The 16,749-nt window shown below is 44.6% G+C and carries 16 protein-coding genes and 1 tRNA gene; 9 read left to right on the forward strand and 8 right to left on the reverse strand.

Going from position 1 to position 16,749, the window contains the following annotated elements; translation table 11 throughout:
- Window positions 1-182: 182 nt before the first annotated feature.
- The gene (locus R7Z10_RS21110; protein ID WP_005382004.1) at window positions 183-875 is read left to right on the forward strand and encodes an oligogalacturonate-specific porin KdgM family protein; all 693 of its coding nucleotides are present in this window, start codon (window positions 183-185) and stop codon (window positions 873-875) included.
- A gap of 65 nt (window positions 876-940) precedes the next feature.
- Here R7Z10_RS21110 and R7Z10_RS21115 read toward each other — a convergent pair whose 3' ends face one another.
- Window positions 941-1,390 (reverse strand): DUF411 domain-containing protein, encoded by a 450-nt coding sequence (locus R7Z10_RS21115; protein WP_115385799.1) that lies wholly within the window; start codon window positions 1,388-1,390, stop codon window positions 941-943.
- Window positions 1,391-1,411: 21 nt separating this feature from the next.
- Window positions 1,412-4,108: a copper-translocating P-type ATPase gene (locus R7Z10_RS21120; protein ID WP_318105868.1), complete on the reverse strand. Its 2,697-nt coding sequence runs from the start codon at window positions 4,106-4,108 to the stop codon at window positions 1,412-1,414.
- A 478-nt stretch (window positions 4,109-4,586) separates the two neighbouring features.
- On the opposite strand from R7Z10_RS21120, the gene chiP reads away from it, so the two are divergent.
- The 4 genes from chiP (at window position 4,587) to R7Z10_RS21140 (ending at window position 9,636) form a co-directional block, all read left to right on the forward strand.
- Window positions 4,587-5,708 (forward strand): chitoporin, encoded by a 1,122-nt coding sequence (gene chiP, locus R7Z10_RS21125; protein ID WP_017819978.1) that lies wholly within the window; start codon window positions 4,587-4,589, stop codon window positions 5,706-5,708.
- Window positions 5,709-5,831: 123 nt separating this feature from the next.
- Window positions 5,832-6,428, forward strand: coding sequence for a DUF2057 domain-containing protein (locus R7Z10_RS21130; RefSeq protein ID WP_005382008.1), 597 nt, complete (start codon window positions 5,832-5,834; stop codon window positions 6,426-6,428).
- A gap of 177 nt (window positions 6,429-6,605) precedes the next feature.
- Entirely contained in the window at window positions 6,606-8,033 is a 1,428-nt protein-coding gene (gltX, locus tag R7Z10_RS21135) for a glutamate--tRNA ligase (RefSeq protein ID WP_005384075.1), read from the forward strand.
- 640 nt (window positions 8,034-8,673) lie between these two features.
- Window positions 8,674-9,636, forward strand: a complete 963-nt coding sequence (locus R7Z10_RS21140; RefSeq protein WP_005382010.1) for an OmpA family protein — start codon at window positions 8,674-8,676, stop codon at window positions 9,634-9,636.
- 115 nt (window positions 9,637-9,751) lie between these two features.
- On the opposite strand, the gene R7Z10_RS21145 is transcribed toward R7Z10_RS21140, so the two are convergent.
- The 3 genes from R7Z10_RS21145 to R7Z10_RS21155 form a co-directional block, all read right to left on the reverse strand.
- Entirely contained in the window at window positions 9,752-10,258 is a 507-nt protein-coding gene (locus R7Z10_RS21145) for a hypothetical protein (RefSeq protein ID WP_005382011.1), read from the reverse strand.
- 279 nt (window positions 10,259-10,537) lie between these two features.
- Window positions 10,538-10,614: transfer RNA gene (locus tag R7Z10_RS21150), tRNA-Arg, on the reverse strand.
- Window positions 10,615-10,789: 175 nt separating this feature from the next.
- Complete coding sequence (locus R7Z10_RS21155) at window positions 10,790-11,923, reverse strand: flagellar assembly protein FlgT (RefSeq protein WP_025768949.1); 1,134 nt, start codon at window positions 11,921-11,923, stop codon at window positions 10,790-10,792.
- 169 nt (window positions 11,924-12,092) lie between these two features.
- Here R7Z10_RS21155 and R7Z10_RS21160 point away from each other — a divergent pair, with 169 nt between their 5' ends.
- Together R7Z10_RS21160 and flgP are read left to right on the forward strand one after the other, a co-directional pair.
- Window positions 12,093-12,731 carry a FlgO family outer membrane protein gene (locus R7Z10_RS21160; RefSeq protein WP_005382013.1) on the forward strand — a complete coding sequence of 213 codons (639 nt, stop codon included), beginning with the start codon at window positions 12,093-12,095 and terminating at the stop codon, window positions 12,729-12,731.
- Window positions 12,732-12,740: 9 nt separating this feature from the next.
- Window positions 12,741-13,172 carry a flagellar assembly lipoprotein FlgP gene (gene flgP / locus R7Z10_RS21165; protein WP_005382014.1) on the forward strand — a complete coding sequence of 144 codons (432 nt, stop codon included), beginning with the start codon at window positions 12,741-12,743 and terminating at the stop codon, window positions 13,170-13,172.
- Between the two features lie 102 nt (window positions 13,173-13,274).
- Here the strand turns inward: flgP and R7Z10_RS21170 are convergent, their stop codons facing one another.
- From R7Z10_RS21170 to flgA, 3 genes are all read right to left on the reverse strand, one after another.
- Window positions 13,275-13,700 carry a flagella synthesis protein FlgN gene (locus R7Z10_RS21170; protein ID WP_005393142.1) on the reverse strand — a complete coding sequence of 142 codons (426 nt, stop codon included), beginning with the start codon at window positions 13,698-13,700 and terminating at the stop codon, window positions 13,275-13,277.
- A gap of 27 nt (window positions 13,701-13,727) precedes the next feature.
- Window positions 13,728-14,042 carry a flagellar biosynthesis anti-sigma factor FlgM gene (flgM, locus tag R7Z10_RS21175; RefSeq protein WP_005382018.1) on the reverse strand — a complete coding sequence of 105 codons (315 nt, stop codon included), beginning with the start codon at window positions 14,040-14,042 and terminating at the stop codon, window positions 13,728-13,730.
- Between the two features lie 116 nt (window positions 14,043-14,158).
- Complete coding sequence (flgA, locus tag R7Z10_RS21180; protein WP_005382020.1) at window positions 14,159-14,905, reverse strand: flagellar basal body P-ring formation chaperone FlgA; 747 nt, start codon at window positions 14,903-14,905, stop codon at window positions 14,159-14,161.
- 76 nt (window positions 14,906-14,981) lie between these two features.
- Between flgA and R7Z10_RS21185 the strand changes: the two genes are divergently transcribed.
- Complete coding sequence (locus R7Z10_RS21185; RefSeq protein WP_005382022.1) at window positions 14,982-15,908, forward strand: chemotaxis protein CheV; 927 nt, start codon at window positions 14,982-14,984, stop codon at window positions 15,906-15,908.
- 11 nt (window positions 15,909-15,919) lie between these two features.
- Window positions 15,920-16,747, forward strand: a complete 828-nt coding sequence (locus R7Z10_RS21190) for a protein-glutamate O-methyltransferase CheR (protein WP_005382024.1) — start codon at window positions 15,920-15,922, stop codon at window positions 16,745-16,747.
- The last annotated feature ends 2 nt before the right edge of the window (window positions 16,748-16,749 follow it).

Below are 16,749 nucleotides of genomic sequence, written 5' to 3' on the forward strand. Positions count from 1 at the left end.
TTTATCAGGGTTGTTGAGCTTCGTTTTGAACAAGATCACTTTTTAAAATGTTTTATTTTCCATCGCGAATTAATTGAAACAATATTGCGAACGCCAAGGAGGCACATTCCAAAGTTTGCGATAAAAGGGAAGAGATGCCCTCTAAAACTATCGCATAACGTGAATAAATAAAGGCAGTAATTATGAAAAACATTTTTGCACTGAGTGCTCTTTCTCTCGCTTTCGCTTCTAGCGCTTTTGCTGGTTCTTCTTACGTAACAGGTAATGTTCAATTCCACGATGATGGTCGAATTCATGGTTCGGACGTTACGTCTACACTGGAAGCTGGTCATACTTTTGATAACCAATTCGGCGGCTTTACGGTTTACACCGAATTTGATGGTATTCAGTTGGGTAAACTGGAAACAGAAAACGGTGGCGCAGGTAACACAACACCAGCAATCACTGTGGGTGGTGAGCAGTCATTTAATATTACCGATCATTTATGGGTTGCCGCGGGTTACCAACACCTGTTCTCTGCTGGCGAGAATGTACAGTACCGTCCATTGGTTAAGATCGGTTACAACTTCGATAACGGCATCTCCTTAAGTAACCGTACTCGTGCGCACATTGATGCGACAGACGCAGATGCGGATACAGATTACCGCATGGACAACCGCATCGGTTACGTGATGAATGAGGATGTGACGCTAAGCTACAACAACGTCTACATGATTGAAGCGGAAACCATGGACCACGAGCTTCGTGCAACGTGGACTCGTAAAGGTGTTCAACCTTACTTTGAGTTCCGTAGTCAAGCACACGGTGCAGAAAACGCGAGTGGTGACAGCCTAGTGAATAACGCTTTTGTATTTGGTGCCTCTTACGGCTTCTAATTTTATATTTGTCTTAATTGTCCATTAAGAAAAAGCCCAGCGGTTTGTCTCGCTGGGCTTTGTTTTTATTTGCCGTTGCCTTCGTGGTGGCTATATTCGAACACTTGTCCTTTTTCGTTAAAGGCGTAAACGGTGTAGCTGTCTTTTTTGTCGCCATATTCCATACCAGGGGAGCCTATTGGCATGCCCGGTACTGATAAGCCTTTTGCGTTACGTGGTGGATTTTTCAAAAACGCTTTAATGTCTTCGGCTGGAATGTGACCTTCAAACAGATAGCCGTTGATCTCTGCCGTGTGGCAAGAGTAAAGCTGTTCATTCTTGATGCCTAGATCGCGTTTGATGGCGTTCATGTCATCGTGCAATTTTTCTTCGACCGTAAAGCCGTTCTCTTCCATGTGTTTTGTCCATTCTCCACAACAGCCACAGTATGGCGATTTATGGTTAATGACATCGGCTGCCAATACGTTGGCGGACACGGTCGCAAGCATTGCAAAGGTCAATAGTTTCAACTTCATAATACCCTCAAAAAGAAGTGGTTATTTTACTGAAAACAGTCGTAGTCGATTTGCATTACTAACGACAGTAATTGAAGACAGTGCCATTGCCGCTCCTGCGACAACAGGACTGAGCAAAAATCCAAACGCTGGATAAAGCACACCAGCGGCAACTGGAATACCCAACGAGTTGTAAACAAAGGCACCAAATAGGTTTTGCTTCATGTTCTTAAGTGTAGCGCGAGAGAGTTCAATCGCATGTACTACCGCCATTGGTGACGTGTTCAGGATGGTCATTTGCGAACTTTCAATGGCGACATCACTGCCGCTACCCATAGCAATACCGAGGTTGGATAACGCGAGAGCAGGGGCGTCGTTAATGCCATCCCCCACCATTGCCACGACATGTCCTTGAGATTGAAGTTGCTCAATGTGCTGAGCTTTCTCATCTGGCATTACTTGGGCAATCACTTCATCAATACCAAGTTCTTGGCCGATAGCATTGGCAACGTGTTGGTTATCGCCTGTCAGCATTACCGTTTTGATGCCTTGCGATTTTAATGCAGAGAGCGCTTGTTTCGCATCTGATTTGATCGGGTCGGCAATGGCGATCAGACCGATCAGTTCGCCGTTCAATGCCACAGCTACCGGAGTCCACGCATTTTTTGCGCATTCATCGATGGCAGATTTTAGTGCGCTAGTCTCGACGTTCTCTGCTTGCATAAATTGAAGCGAACCAATGAGTAGCGGTTTATCTTGATACGTCGCCCAAATGCCGCGCCCGCGAACGTTCTCAAACTTGTCTAATGAGACATCCTTTGCGTCGTGTCGTTTGGCGTAATCACATACCGCTTTTGCCAGTGGGTGCTCAGACTGACGCTCTGCCGCATACGCTAAAGCCAATAGATCTTCTTGGCTGGTGGCGTGAGTAAACACTTGCTGAACGCTAGGTTTACCTTGGGTAAGCGTGCCAGTTTTGTCGAACACAACCGTGTCGACTTTGCTTGCCAATTGCAGGGCGTCGGCGTCTTTGATCAGAATGCCGAGCTCTGCGGCTTTACCCACTCCCACCGTGACAGAAAGCGGGGTTGCTAAGCCTAGAGCGCAAGGGCAGGCGATGATCAGGACGGTTGTGGTCACCACCAGCATATAACTCGCTTTTGGCTCTGGGCCAACGGCAAACCAAACGAGCGCGGCCAGTATTGCTATGCCAACAACGACAGGGACAAACACCGATGAAATCTGGTCTGCCAGTTTCGCGATGGCTGGCTTACTGCTTTGCGCTGTGCGCACCATGCGGATGATACGAGCCAGCATGGTATTTGCGCCAATGCCCGTTGCCTCAATGACTAATCCACCATCGGTGTTTAATGTCCCGGCAGACACTTGAGCCTCTTGCGCTTTTAATACTGGTACTGGTTCACCAGTGAGCATCGACTCATCAATGTATGATTCACCTTGAATCACAACACCATCAACAGGCACTTTCTCGCCTGGTTTGATACGCAGTTTCATGCCTAGCGTGATTTGCTCAACCGTTATTTGTTGATCGCCTTGTTCCGTGATTACCGTAGCTTGCTGAGGTTGCAGGTTAATCAGAGCTTGCAATGAGCGTGTTGTGTTTGCTTTGGCTTTTGCTTCTATATAGTGACCAAGAGAAATTAAGCCGATGATCATTGCACTCGCTTCAAAGTACACGTGGCGTGAAGCAAGAGGGAACCAGTCTGGGAAAATCACCACAAGCATCGAATAGAACCACGCTGCGCCAGTACCGAGCGCGACTAACGTGTCCATGGTGGCGCGCTTGTGAGTAGCTGCTAACCAAGCGTTACTGAAGAAGTGTTTCCCTGCTGTGGCAAGAAGGAGTAAACATACGATACCGATCGCGCCCCAAGCTAATTGGTCGTTGGTGTTGCGAATCATCATATTGCCGCCAGCAACGCCCCAAATCATTAAGGGGGCACCGACGACAAGGCCAGCAATAGCATCCAGTTTAAAGCGTTTTTGTTGCTGACGTTGTTGCTGCGCTTGCTTTTCTTGCTGGGTTGCGGCGTCTTGTAGGATCTCTGCTTGGTAACCGGCTTGTTTTACCGATTCAACAATTGCGTTAAGGAGGTCATCAGAGTCTTGGCTTGCGAATACTAGTGCGCTTTGTTCTGCGAGGTTGACCTGTGCTTTCTCAACGCCTTCTACGTTAGTAAGTGCTTTCTCTACTGAAGAGACGCAACTCGCACACGTCATGCCTTGAATCAGCATTTGCAATTGAATACTCGCTGGTGGCACCTGCGTATCTTTAATATTGCTTTGCTGTTCTACCTGTTCGGTCTCTGGTGAGCTTTCGTTCTCTACTTCAACAGAATCAAGGTTGGCGGTATAGCCGAGTGTTGCTATTAAGTCGATCACTTGTTGCTCGGAGAGGAGGGTACGAATCTCTAAGTGCGTTGTTGAAGCCTCAAAAGAAATAACGTCTTGATTAGATTCTAATAAAGATGAAAGTTTTTTGACGCAACCGCCACAGCTTAAGCCTGAAAGGTTTAGTTCGTAGTGATTTCCTGCTTGGTAACCAAGAGATTCAATCGACGAGACGAGCTCTTTAAGAGAAGACTCGGTTTTGACCTCTACTTGCGTCGGGGACAAGTTGAGGATCTCCACATCGTGATTCGCATGTAAAGCATTCTCAACTTTTCTCGCACAGCCCATGCAGTTGAGCCCTGATAAAGGTATAACTAACTGATACATAATCTGCACCTCAATAGTAGTGATGCTATGAGCTTAAACCTTCCTGCAAGGGTAAGGTCAATACCCATTTGCTACTCACAACAATTTCGTCAAAATCTCTCGAATCCCACAAGTGCACGGTCATTTTACTTGCGAGTGATCTCAAGGTTTTTTCTCTTTGAATATAAAGTTCCGTTAAAACACCTAAAAGATGAATGAAGTCGCTCACGTTTTTTAGATACTCTCAATGTCAGTTCAGTGTTAAAACGTACTTTTAACGTTTTTTATTTTTTATATTTGATGTTAAATGATTGTTTTTTATTGATTTATTTTATTTTTGATCTTCTCATTTTGAAGTCGCTCAGATTGCTGTAGGGAAAGTTTTTTAGTGCGAAAAAAGTTTGTCATATTTGCCCCGTCCAAACACTGTTTCAAGTTCCTGCCATGTCCTAGTTAGTGAATTTGAAAATGGAAAAAACTAAAAATATAGGGGTTTATAATGTCTTACCTAAAGAAAAGCCTACTTGCCACGGCAATTACCGGCATGATGTTCAGTGGTGTTGCATTTGCTGATGGTGCAAACAGTGACGCAGCAAAAGAGTTTCTAACCAAAGATTCATTTTCTTATGAAGTTTACGGGATCATCGCGATGCAGGCCGCGTACCGCGATTACGATTCTGGCAGCAAAGCAACGGACGATGACTTGGGTGGCATGCAGCTAAACAACGAATCTCGTATCGGTTTCCGTGGTAAGAAACAATTTGCTAACTTCGACCCTACTTTTATTTGGCAAATCGAAGGCGGTTATGTAGACCCTAGCTTTGGTGGCGAGGGCGCAGGTCTTGGTGAACGTGACACATTCGTCGGTTTTGAAAGTGCATCTTGGGGGCAAATTCGCCTGGGTCGCGTTTTGACACCTATGTACGAATTGGTTGACTGGCCAGCATCTAACCCTGGCCTGGGCGATGTATACGACTGGGGTGGTGCTATTGGTGGCGCCAAGTACCAAGACCGTCAATCAAACACTATCCGCTGGGACTCTCCAATGTTTGCTGACAAATTCTCCCTAGATATCGCAGCTGGTGCAGGTGATAAAGCAGGTCTAGGTGAAGGGGATGACTACTGGGGTGGTATCGCAGCACACTACAAAATTGGTCCTATCCAGTTAGATGCGGCATATGAAGGTAACCGTAATATCAAGATGGAAAGCCAAACGTGGGAAAACAACACGTACTTGGTAGGGGCACAAGGCTGGTTTGATAACGGTATTTCTTTCTTCGCGCAATACAAATATATGGAAGCGGACGCAAGCAATGGTGTGAGTGAAAAGCAAGATGCAATGTCTGCCGCTATCATGTACACCACGGGTGATTGGCAATACAAACTGGCTTACGCCGCTAACTTTGATCTAGAGCGTGATGGTAAGAAAATTAACGATACAGCGGACGATGTGTTATCAGCACAAGTTATGTATTTCGTAGACCCATCGGCAGTGCTGTACGTACGTGCTCGTACTCTAGACTTTGGCGACGGTGCGTCTCAATTAGATAAACCAACAGAAGCACGTTGGAAGTCTGCTGACTACGACGAGTTCTCTGTAGGTGTTGAATACTACTTCTAATTAAAGAAGCAGCAAAAAGGGCGGAAACGCCCTTTTTATCTTGATACTTATTCAAATAAGCCTTTGAAATGACTGGCCTGTAAATTTTAGAGGCTTATCTAAATTGGTATAAAGTGAGAAACCATGATGAAAAAAACAACGACACTTCTCGGACTTTGCGCAATGCTTTCGGCGCCAGCTTTTGCTGCTCAACTCACTCTGCAATCTGAATTAGTTCCTCGCGTTCTCAACGGCGAGTTCGTCTACCCTGAGTGGATATCCAAGAACAACAGCATCGAGTTAAAAGATGGGGAAAACCAATTAGCGGTAACGGTTGGACAAATCGTATTTGAAGATGGAAAGCGCCGTAAATTCGATTCGCAGCCGCTGGTATTAGAGTTTGATGCAGAAAAAGACACCGAGCTTTCTCTGACTTATCAAACATTCCGTACTATTGAAGAGGCGAGAGCCTTCGAACTCGATCCTAAAGTGGTATTGAAAGACAAAAACGGAAAAGAAGTGGCATTCTCTATGGTTCAACTTCGTAAAGGTGGTTTGCAAGGTTTTCGTGATTACGAACGAGAAGTTGCCGACTATAATAACGCAATGAATAAAGAATCGACTAAGGCAAGCATTGCGTCTTCTCCAGCGGAAACCAAAACAATCAAAGCATCGTTTAATGAATTGAGCCGTGAAGAGCAGCAAGAATTTATGCAATGGGCAATGCGTAACCTGAAGTAATTTCGTCTCGTGCTTTAACAGTAAATAGCAGGGCTGTGCCTTTTTGGTTCTGCCCTGTTTTTATTTCTGTTGTCAAACCGATTGTAGAATTGACTTACGGTGGTAAAATGTCGCCACTTTTATCCTTGACATTACAACGAGAGATCTCTCGTTGCTCATTACCCCTAAGGAACTCAAATGACGGTTAAAACTCGTTTTGCTCCTAGCCCAACTGGCTATCTACACGTTGGTGGTGCGCGTACTGCACTTTACTCTTGGCTATACGCTAAAAACCAAGGTGGTGAATTCGTTCTACGTATCGAAGATACAGACCTTGAGCGTAACTCTCAGGAAGCGGTTGATGCAATTCTTGAAGGCATGGAATGGCTAGGCTTGGAGTGGGATGAAGGTCCTTACTACCAAACTCAACGTTTTGACCGTTACAACGAAATGGTTGATAAGCTTCTTGCTGAAGACAAAGCTTACAAATGTTACGCGTCTAAAGAGCTGCTAGATGAAATCCGTGCAGAGCAAGAAGCAAATAAAGAAATGCCTCGCTACGATGCTAACCATCCAAAAATCAAAGCAGCAAACGAAGCGGCAAAAGATGGCGATCCATGTGTTATCCGTTTCCGTAACCCGAAAGAAGGCAGCGTAGTATTTGATGATCAAATCCGTGGTCGCATTGAAATCCGCAACGATCAAATGGATGACCTAATCATTCGTCGTACTGACGGTTCACCTACTTACAACTTCTGTGTAGTAGTGGATGACTGGGACATGGGTATCACTCACGTTGTTCGTGGCGAAGACCACATCAACAACACGCCTCGTCAAATCAACATCTACGAAGCACTAGGTGCGCCAGTACCAACATTTGCACACTGTGCAATGATCCTGGGTGATGACGGCGCGAAACTGTCTAAACGTCACGGCGCTGTATCAGTCATGCAATACCGCGATATGGGCTACCTGCCTGCGGCACTAAACAACTACCTAGTGCGCCTTGGTTGGTCTCATGGGGACCAAGAAATCTTCTCTCAAGAAGAGATGATCAATCTATTTAGCCTAAACGCAGTATCTAAGTCAGCGTCTGCTTTTAACACTGACAAACTGCAATGGTTGAACAACCACTACATCAAGAACTCAGATCCTGCGTACGTTGCTGAGCATCTACAATGGCATCTAGACCAACAAAAACTAGACGTAACGAATGGTCCTGCTATTACTGACGTGATCAAGCTGGTGGGTGAGCGTTGCAACACACTAGTTGAGCTAGCTGAGCAAATCCGTTACTTCTATGAAGATTTCTCTGAGTTTGAAGCGGGCGCAGCGAAGAAACACCTGCGTGGCGTGGCTAAAGAGCCTCTAGAACTTGCATTAGCGAAAGTGGAAGCACTAACTGAATGGACGACAGCGAACATCAAAGATGGCGTTATCGCAGCAGTATGTGAAGAGTTGGAAATCGGCATGGGCAAAATCGGTATGCCATTACGTGTTGCTGTAACAGGCGGCGGTCAGTCTCCTTCTGTCGATGCAGTAATGGAGCTGGTTGGAAAAGAGCGTTGTATTGCTCGCATTAAGATGGCGCTTGAGTTCATTGCTGAGCGTGAAGCAAACGCATAATTGCTTTGAACTGAACGTTCTTTTGAATAAATAGTCACAAAGCCGCGGTGAGCAACCGCGGCTTTTTTGTATCTTCAATTTAGATAACGAGAAACTTTCTCTCATATTGGTGAATGAAGAGATGGTTTCACCTGTAATTTACCTCAATATGGATAAGATTTTTTAATCCAAATATCGTTGGCGTGAATAAAAAACGAGCGATTACATATCAAATATCTGATTGATTTTTATCCATGCTCCTTAAAGTTCCATTTTATTTGTCTCATTTTTAAGAAAAACCTTTGCTTTAGCTATGTTGTTCAAAAAATTAAAGCAAACGTTTGCGTCGTGGTTGCGTGGGGATTTTTTTGCTTAAGATCACATGTTGTCGAGATTTTTGATGACAATAAATTGACAGAATTGGGATTTTTCTCGCGATTTCTTAGCGTTATAGTTCATCCCGTCAGCGATACCGAGATGGCGATATGTATCTCTGAACAGGAAATGTACGTAAGTTGCTTCCATAAAAAAAATGCATGTGCATAAAAAGAAGCTGACTAAGTATCTCACTCAAGGAATGAATAAAAAGAATTGAAATACAACGTCAGTCAGACGGCGCATTTCGGCATCTAACAAAAGAACTTCTTTAGAGGAATCAATAATGAAAAAATTAGCAGCGGTAATTTCAGCGTCTCTACTTATGGCTTCAGCAGCACAAGCAGAAGTATACGTTGGTGGTAAGATGGGTAAGTCATGGATGGAAGACGCGTGTGTAGCGGGCCAGGCTTGTGACAAAGACGATTCTACTCTTGGCGCTTTTGTTGGTTACGAAATGAATAAATACTTCGCAGTAGAAGCGGGTTTCGACAACATCGGTGATTTTAACCAAACTTCTTTCGGTGGCCACGTAGAAGCAATCACTCTTGCTCCTAAATTTAGCCTACCAATCACTGAAGACATCGCACTTTACGGTAAAGTGGGTGGCGCTTACGTAATGTTTGATGGCAAAGATGATTACTCTTACCTAGGCGCAGCTGGTCTTGAATTCAACCTAAGCCAAAACGTAACAGCTCGTGCGGAATACCAAACACTGACTGACATCAGCAACGATGTAACTCGTGCGACAGGTAACACTGCAACACTAGGTGTTTCTTTCAAATTCGGCGGCAACGATGAGCCAGTAATCGTAGAAGAGCCAGTTGTTGTTGAAGAAGTGGTTGTAGAAGAAGTGGTAGAAGAGCCAGTTGTAGTTACGAAAACATTCGAAACTCAAACAATTGGCACAGGTAGCTTCGATCTAAACAGCACAACTCTAAAACCAGAGAGCGCTGCAAAACTTGATAACCTAGTTGCTTTCCTAAACGAGCACCCACAAGCGAACGTTGAAGTTGTAGGTTACACAGATACGTCTGGTCCAGCAGCTTACAACCTAAAAGTTTCTGAAAAACGTGCTGAGTCTGTTGCTAACGCACTCGTTGAAAAAGGTATTGATTCATCACGTATCCAAGCTCGTGGCGAAGGTGAAAACAACCCAATCGCTTCAAACGACACTCGTGAAGGTCGTCAACAAAACCGTCGCGTAGAAGTCGTTGTTCCAGAATTTGAATACCAAGTTCAGCAATAAGCTCCTATTCGACCGTAGTATAGAAGACTGAAGCTGAAAGCCCCAAAGAGTTCGCTCTTTGGGGCTTTTTATTTCTCTTCAAAAAACTGACTGAAATGTTCAAAGTGGCCAGGTATTACTTAAGATCAATGCTGTTTAAACGCCCCATAAATGTCAGGATCTCCAAGTTATCTTTATGTGCTTCTAACAACGCTTTTTTGGTTTGCATGTAGGCGGCAAGTTTGCCGTACTTACTAATAGAGCGAACCACCGTTTTATATTTATACTCACCGTCATCATTGAACTCTCGCCACTTGGCGATGTAACACGTATCTCGGTTGTCAGGGTTTTCAAGAGTAGGGTTAGGCTTGTGAACGATTTTAGGCTCAACGCTATGTGGAAGCCTAGTCATTAGGTAAGGGTCTTTCAAAAGACGTCGCCAGAATTTGCCCCACATTTGCCGGCCTAACTCGTTTCTCAGCTTAATGGCTTTTTGTAAGCCTTTCTTTTCTCCAATACGAACAAATCCTACCGAGCGGTGTAGTACCGTATCCTCGGGGGTATGGATATGTATCTTAAAGGCTGTCTTGCCTTTAGAAATAAAGCGGTGTCCAGTGTTAGTTATTAAATTGCTCTTAGACATAGTGCTAACTAATAATTTTATTAATAGCTAAAAGGGTAAGCAAAACTCATAGATAATTAAAGTAATAAAATACAAAACTGTAAATAGGGCTTGTTGAAATGATTTCAAGGGGAAGAAGTCAGATCAGTAGAAGGGTTTATCCCGTAACCGAAACACCCGATCCGATCATATTGATTACTGGGAAGATTATCTAACACGGTGTACTAGGGGGAGCAGTGCGAGGCTTGAAATTGAAGATACAAAAAAGCCTTAGCTCAAGTGGGAGCTAAGGCTATGATATGGCGCCCCCAGTAGGATTCGAACCTACGACCTGTCCCTTAGGAGGGGACTGCGCTATCCAGCTGTGCCATGGGGGCGTAATACCAATAGTTGCAGTTCATTGCACTGTTTTACTGAGTTCAAATCTAGCAATCTACCAGATCTGTATCAGCATCACGTTGAACGATTCGCTACGGTCATTGGTATAATCAAATAAGATGCGCTGCCTATGATATTCAAAAGTGAGCATATCTCAAGACTTAATGTTTGCTTTTATAGGATCTTGTTCATTACGTCGCCAATTTGAACGCTAGATGCTAAATTTGGCTGATCAATCGTCAGTTCCGCTTCGTGTTCGTATATGCGTGATACCGTTAATGTAATTTCGCTTTGCGAGACTTTGTTTCTTGGCAATCCATTTTGGTCGATAAACGACGCGGTGTGCCAAAGCTGCAATTTGTCTCCCTCTTTTACGCCGTGCATACGGCCGAGATCCATCGTTACGGTATTACCGAAGACTGCCACAACCTCTGGCAGTGTAATTTTGCAAGATAGCTCCGACTCCAGATCCAACATAATATTGCGACTAACGCGAAGCATCATCTCGCCATAGGTCGATGCCCAAAAACGTGCACTACGAGTGTCCACTTGACTCGTCTTAGCAAATGGCCAACGCGCGACCTCACGGTAGGCTTTGTTGAAGATTTCATGGCCAGTTTTACCATCAAATACTTTCATTTCTAACGCAAACTGACGATTGATGATGTCATCTTGCAATAGTTGAGATTCGACCGTTGCAGTGAGATCGGTAATGACCCCTCCAATGATGTATTGTGCGCCATTGTCTTGCGCGATCATTTGAGTGCGAGCAGGATAGTTGCTGCTTATTGAGTAGTCCGTTGTACCAACAGACACAAAGCTGCGTGAGGTTTGATCAAGTTGACGGTTCACTACGTGGCTAAAATCGTCACCAACTTGATAAATTTGTCCCATCACTGCTTGTTGTGGTGATGCGACCTCAATATTGCCGACCAGCATTGTCTTTTTGTATTGATCGGTGTGGCAACCCGTTGCCGATGGATAAATATCAACGCGGATTTTTACCTCGACTTTACCGCGACGTTTGCGTTCAGACTCCACCAAAATGTAACGGACTTCATGATTGGTAAACTGGTATTCGTTGCGACTTTCTTCTAATAGCGGCATCAAGTTGCTAATACTGCCAATATCTGCGCCCGAAAAATTGACGGCTTTGAACAGCGCGTCTTCCAACGCATGGAGCCTTGCCGTCTCTTCTGAAGAAACGATGGTGGCAACGCCTGTGACTTCATACCAAGATGCCATTACCTTAAAAGGCAGAAGCATCACTAAAGTGATTGAAAACAGACTGTTTAATATTTTTTTCATTGGTTACAACCGTTCGGGTATAAATATTGCTTTAACAAATTCAGTGAAGTTTGGTGGGTTTTTCTTCGTTAGGCAAACAAAGAAAAGCAAAGACTGTTCCAATATTCACTTTCTTGGAAAGGAATTAATAAAGAACGGTATCACCTAAGATTATCTGGAGAATCAAACCATGAAAAAGTGGCTTGTCGCTGCATCGATGATGACGCTTCTGACATCGTGCGCGTACTCACCGATTTACAATGGTAAAGAACCTTACTCGGGAAGCCAGTTCATGCTGATGGATAGTCCGCGTCATACGATGGACTTTTTCATTGAGAGCATGACAGAAGACCTGATGGTTTCTAATGTGGCAGTATCAGCGCGGACACCGATTGCGATTACCTCGTTTGTTGATCTACAAAATATGGATGCAACAAACTGGTTAGGTAACTCGGTCTCTGAAGGTTTTATCCATCAGTTTCAGCGCCGAGGGTTTAAAGTGGTTGATTTCAAAACTACGGGCTCTATTCAAGTGACGCAACAGGGCGATTTTGCTTTAAGTCGTGATTGGCAAGATTTAGCTCAAGAGCAGCAAATTCAGTATGTATTGACCGGAACGATGCTGCGCCAAGAGGGGGGAGTGCTTGTCAATGCACGCGTGGTTGGCATGCAAAGCCGTGTAGTTGTAGCGACAGCGCAAGGTTTCCTTCCGGCTGACCGTATTGGGCGTGACTTAGATACGTTAAATAGCATCCGCACACAAGATGGTGTGTTGATTCGTTCTGACCCTACCATTCGTCAGCCGTACACTGTGATTCTCCGTCCATAGGATAGAAGCATGAAGAAGTTATTATTTATTGTTGCCACACTGATATTGGTTGGGTGTCAGCCATTACAACAGATGCGTCAAGATGAAATCTTAGTGGCGGTGGGCTACGCCAGCGTCAGTGAGCAAACAGGCCGCACAGTAGAAGAAAAGCGTGTACGAGCAATGCGCGCATCAAAAATTGATGCTTATCGTGAGCTAGCAGAGCAAGTTTATGGCATGCGTGTTAGTGGACGTGCAGAGCTGCAAGACCAGCGTTTGGGTATTGAAAGCACCACTGGTGCCGTCGATGGTGTAATTCGTGGTGCAGAAGTTGTGCGTAGTTATCTTGTTGAAGACAGTTATGTGACTGAGCTGCGTCTGGATATCCGTAAGATGGATAAGCTACGTGATTATGGAGAAGTTCAGCAGGTGCCTGAGAAGCGTCAGCAAACTTTGTTTTAAACCATTTCACTAGACAGATAATCTTTTTGAGCGGCTGACTGGTAACAATGAGTCGCTTTTTTATATCTACGTGAGCGCGGGAATTGAGGGTAGGAGTGACGTTTAAGCTTTTATATTGGTGCCAAGCGTCGAGATGGTGTGGGTTTTTCCGCCCGCATTGTAGGTCATGCCCACTTTGCCATGAGTTCGCTGGAGCATGTTGTTGAGTTTATTGAAGCTCAGCTGTGCGCGACTAAGCGATTCGCCATTTACTTGGTTAACTTGTTGACAGTCGAGGACGATCGATTGGATCTGAGCAACAACCTGACTTAGGTGCTCATCTTCAGTAAGTTGATTGACGTGCGGGTGAGAGGCGATTCGCTGATCAGTTGTTCTGAGCTGATCAATGAGCGTCATCTTCTGTTTGGCAATGCTCTCAATCTCGGTAGAGACACGCGCCGTTATTGCTTGTGTTTCTTGGCGTAAAACAGCGGAAAGTGCCTTAGCATTTTCTAGCTGGAAATTAACGAGATCGACTAATGCTGCCATAAAATACTTACCTTCGGCCTAAGTCAGTTAGCTTTTGCCTTGCAATTCGTTTTCAAACTTAATCATGTTGTCAGCCAATTTTTCAGGATCGACTTTGTATGAACCGTTTGTGATAGCTTCTTTGATTGCTGCAACTTTGGCGCTGTCATATGCCGGAGAAGCTGCCATATCCTTCTGGAGTTTACTGACGGCTTTACTTTGCTGGCTGAGTGATACTGCGTCTTGTTGCGCTGGCGCCTTTTTTGATTCTGTTGTGCTGGTAGCATTGGAATCGTTACGTGCAGGTGCGCGACTTGTTGTCGTCATCATTTGCCCTGAACGTATATTATCTATACCTGCCATGTTTAACCTTTGCCTTGTATCGTAATACTGGTATCCAGACTATCGACCAGCGCAAAAATAACTTTAGTCATTTTTTGCATTTTTATTGATCAGTTTAAACACGCTACCAGTGGGTATTAAAAATTAACAGTGATTTCCGCAATGTCAGTCACTATGCCTTCTATTATACGTTGTGACTTATCATTTTTCACTCTTACTTGATCGCCAGCTGAACCATCCTGCAATGCTGTGCCTTGCGTTGTGATCGTCATGCCAGAATTCACCGCTTTGATAATGACCTTTTCATTTCGGCATACCACACAAACATCATTTCTCTCTACGACATCGCCTAAGCGAACATTACGCTTTAGCTTTGCCCCAACCACTTGATCGTAGCTAGAAAATCCATCTTTACGAAAGCGCTGTAGCTCGATCATGGAAGTGGTAACATCCGATGCGCTGACGATTTCTCCTCTCCCTAGTGTTCGTGTCGCGACGATCATTGGTACTGATACCGAGATCCTCACAGGAACATAGACTTTCCAGTCATCCGGTTGGCATTCCACTAACACATTGATGTTACTTCTCGTGCTGCTGGTGGAAGAGGCAGATGTATCTAACGGAACAGGGCAATCCGTTGCTTTTATTCTCGAGTCGATCTCTGCCGCATTAACAGATAGCTCGCCACCATCAGGCTGATCAACCGTAGCAAGAATATGTTGTTCTGCTGCTGTTTTTATTTGCTCGATCTGATTATCTGAAGCTGAATGAACAAAAAAGCTAAACATACTGAGCAAAATGCCGATAGACTTAGCGTACTTTGTAATTAGCGCTCTACATATTGTCATAGTCAATGGTGTCGAAGTGAAAGTGAAATACGCCATACTGTCTCCCTGGTATCGTGCTTGCCAGTGGTAGAGTATCATTTAAAAACAAAAAGTTTGAGATGGAGATGAGCATATGACGGGGATTCTTGACTCGGTGAATCAGCGTACGCAACTCGTCGGTCAGAACCGATTGGAATTATTGACCTTTCGACTGATGGGCCGACAGCGCTACGGCATTAACGTATTCAAAGTGAAAGAAGTACTACAGTGCCCTAAGCTGACTTCAATGCCAAATCTACACCCTCTGGTTAAAGGTATCGCTCATATCCGCGGCCATACCGTGTCCGTTATTGATTTGAGCCTGGCAATTGGTGGCCGCCCAACCACTGATTTAGATAAATGTTTTGTTGTTATTGCAGAATTTAACCGTACGATCCAAGCATTTTTGGTATCATCGGTTGAGCGTATTATCAATATGCATTGGGAAGCGATTTTGCCACCGCCAGACGGTGCAGGTAAAGCGCACTACTTGACTGCCGTGACAAACATTGACAATGAGCTGGTTGAAATCCTTGACGTTGAAAAAATCCTGGCAGAAATTGCGCCAGTTGATGAAACGATGGATTCCGCTATTGGCGAAGAAATCGCACAAGCAGAACAAGAAAAGCCTATTGTACGCCGCATACTGATTGCTGATGACTCGACGGTCGCGCGTAAACAGGTAGAGCGTGCGATTACATCCATCGGTTTTGAGGTCGTATCTGTCAAAGACGGCAAAGAAGCGTACAATAAGTTGATTGAAATGGCTCAAGAAGGCAATATCTACGATCAAATTTCGTTGGTTATTTCCGATATTGAAATGCCAGAAATGGACGGCTATACCTTAACGGCTGAAATTCGCAGACATGCCGATTTGAAAGACCTTTATGTTATCCTCCATTCTTCATTAAGTGGTGTATTCAACCAAGCTATGGTTGAGCGTGTAGGTGCCAACACCTTCATTGCGAAATTTAACCCAGATGAGTTGGGTAACGCGGTTAAATCTGCATTAACACAATAAAAGAGACATTAATGACTGCTATTACAATCAGTGATCAAGAGTATCGTGACTTTAGCCGTTTTCTAGAATCGCAATGTGGCATCGTGTTAGGTGATAGCAAGCAATACCTCGTGCGTAGCCGACTGAGTCCTTTAGTGACGAAGTTTAAGCTCGCATCGTTATCAGATTTGCTACGTGATGTTGTTACAGGGCGTAATCGAGAATTACGAGTCGCCGCTGTGGATGCGATGACGACTAACGAAACCTTGTGGTTTCGAGATACTTATCCGTTCACGGTTTTAGCTGACAAATTATTGCCAGAAGTAGCGGCAAGCAAGCGCCCAATTAAGATCTGGTCTGCTGCCAGTTCATCGGGCCAAGAACCGTATTCTATTGCAATGACGATCCTGGAAACGCAACAGCGCAAGCCGGGCTTGTTACCAAACGTGTCCATTACAGCCACAGATATTTCGGCAAGTATGCTCGAGATGTGTCGTGCAGGGGTGTACGACAACTTGGCTTTGGGTCGCGGGCTTTCACCAGAACGTCGTCGCACCTTCTTTGAAAATGCGGACGGTGGTCGCATGAAAGTCAAAGATAACGTCAAGCGTTTGGTGAACTTTCGTCCACAAAACTTGATGGACAGTTACGCACTGATGGGTAAGTTCGACATCATTTTCTGTCGTAACGTATTGATTTACTTTTCTCCAGAAATGAAATCTAAAGTGCTTAACCAAATGGCGAGCAGTTTAAACCCTGGTGGCTACTTGCTGTTAGGGGCATCAGAGTCGCTAACTGGTCTGACTGATAAATTTGAAATGGTGCGCTGTAATCCGGGCATCATTTACAAGCTTAAATAGCG

The organism is Vibrio sp. Vb1018, from assembly GCF_033338775.1.
GTDB lineage: Bacteria > Pseudomonadota > Gammaproteobacteria > Enterobacterales > Vibrionaceae > Vibrio > Vibrio alginolyticus.

Bases quoted from the DNA above. Each gene is read 5' to 3' on its own strand.
- R7Z10_RS21110 (WP_005382004.1), top strand. From the start codon at position 183: ATGAAAAACATTTTTGCACTGAGTGCTCTTTCTCTCGCTTTCGCTTCT.
- R7Z10_RS21115 (WP_115385799.1), bottom strand. From the start codon at position 1,390: ATGAAGTTGAAACTATTGACCTTTGCAATGCTTGCGACCGTGTCCGCC.
- R7Z10_RS21120 (WP_318105868.1), bottom strand. From the start codon at position 4,108: ATGTATCAGTTAGTTATACCTTTATCAGGGCTCAACTGCATGGGCTGT.
- chiP (WP_017819978.1), top strand. From the start codon at position 4,587: ATGTCTTACCTAAAGAAAAGCCTACTTGCCACGGCAATTACCGGCATG.
- R7Z10_RS21130 (WP_005382008.1), top strand. From the start codon at position 5,832: ATGATGAAAAAAACAACGACACTTCTCGGACTTTGCGCAATGCTTTCG.
- gltX (WP_005384075.1), top strand. From the start codon at position 6,606: ATGACGGTTAAAACTCGTTTTGCTCCTAGCCCAACTGGCTATCTACAC.
- R7Z10_RS21140 (WP_005382010.1), top strand. From the start codon at position 8,674: ATGAAAAAATTAGCAGCGGTAATTTCAGCGTCTCTACTTATGGCTTCA.
- R7Z10_RS21145 (WP_005382011.1), bottom strand. From the start codon at position 10,258: ATGTCTAAGAGCAATTTAATAACTAACACTGGACACCGCTTTATTTCT.
- R7Z10_RS21155 (WP_025768949.1), bottom strand. From the start codon at position 11,923: ATGAAAAAAATATTAAACAGTCTGTTTTCAATCACTTTAGTGATGCTT.
- R7Z10_RS21160 (WP_005382013.1), top strand. From the start codon at position 12,093: ATGAAAAAGTGGCTTGTCGCTGCATCGATGATGACGCTTCTGACATCG.
- flgP (WP_005382014.1), top strand. From the start codon at position 12,741: ATGAAGAAGTTATTATTTATTGTTGCCACACTGATATTGGTTGGGTGT.
- R7Z10_RS21170 (WP_005393142.1), bottom strand. From the start codon at position 13,700: ATGGCAGCATTAGTCGATCTCGTTAATTTCCAGCTAGAAAATGCTAAG.
- flgM (WP_005382018.1), bottom strand. From the start codon at position 14,042: ATGGCAGGTATAGATAATATACGTTCAGGGCAAATGATGACGACAACA.
- flgA (WP_005382020.1), bottom strand. From the start codon at position 14,905: ATGGCGTATTTCACTTTCACTTCGACACCATTGACTATGACAATATGT.
- R7Z10_RS21185 (WP_005382022.1), top strand. From the start codon at position 14,982: ATGACGGGGATTCTTGACTCGGTGAATCAGCGTACGCAACTCGTCGGT.
- R7Z10_RS21190 (WP_005382024.1), top strand. From the start codon at position 15,920: ATGACTGCTATTACAATCAGTGATCAAGAGTATCGTGACTTTAGCCGT.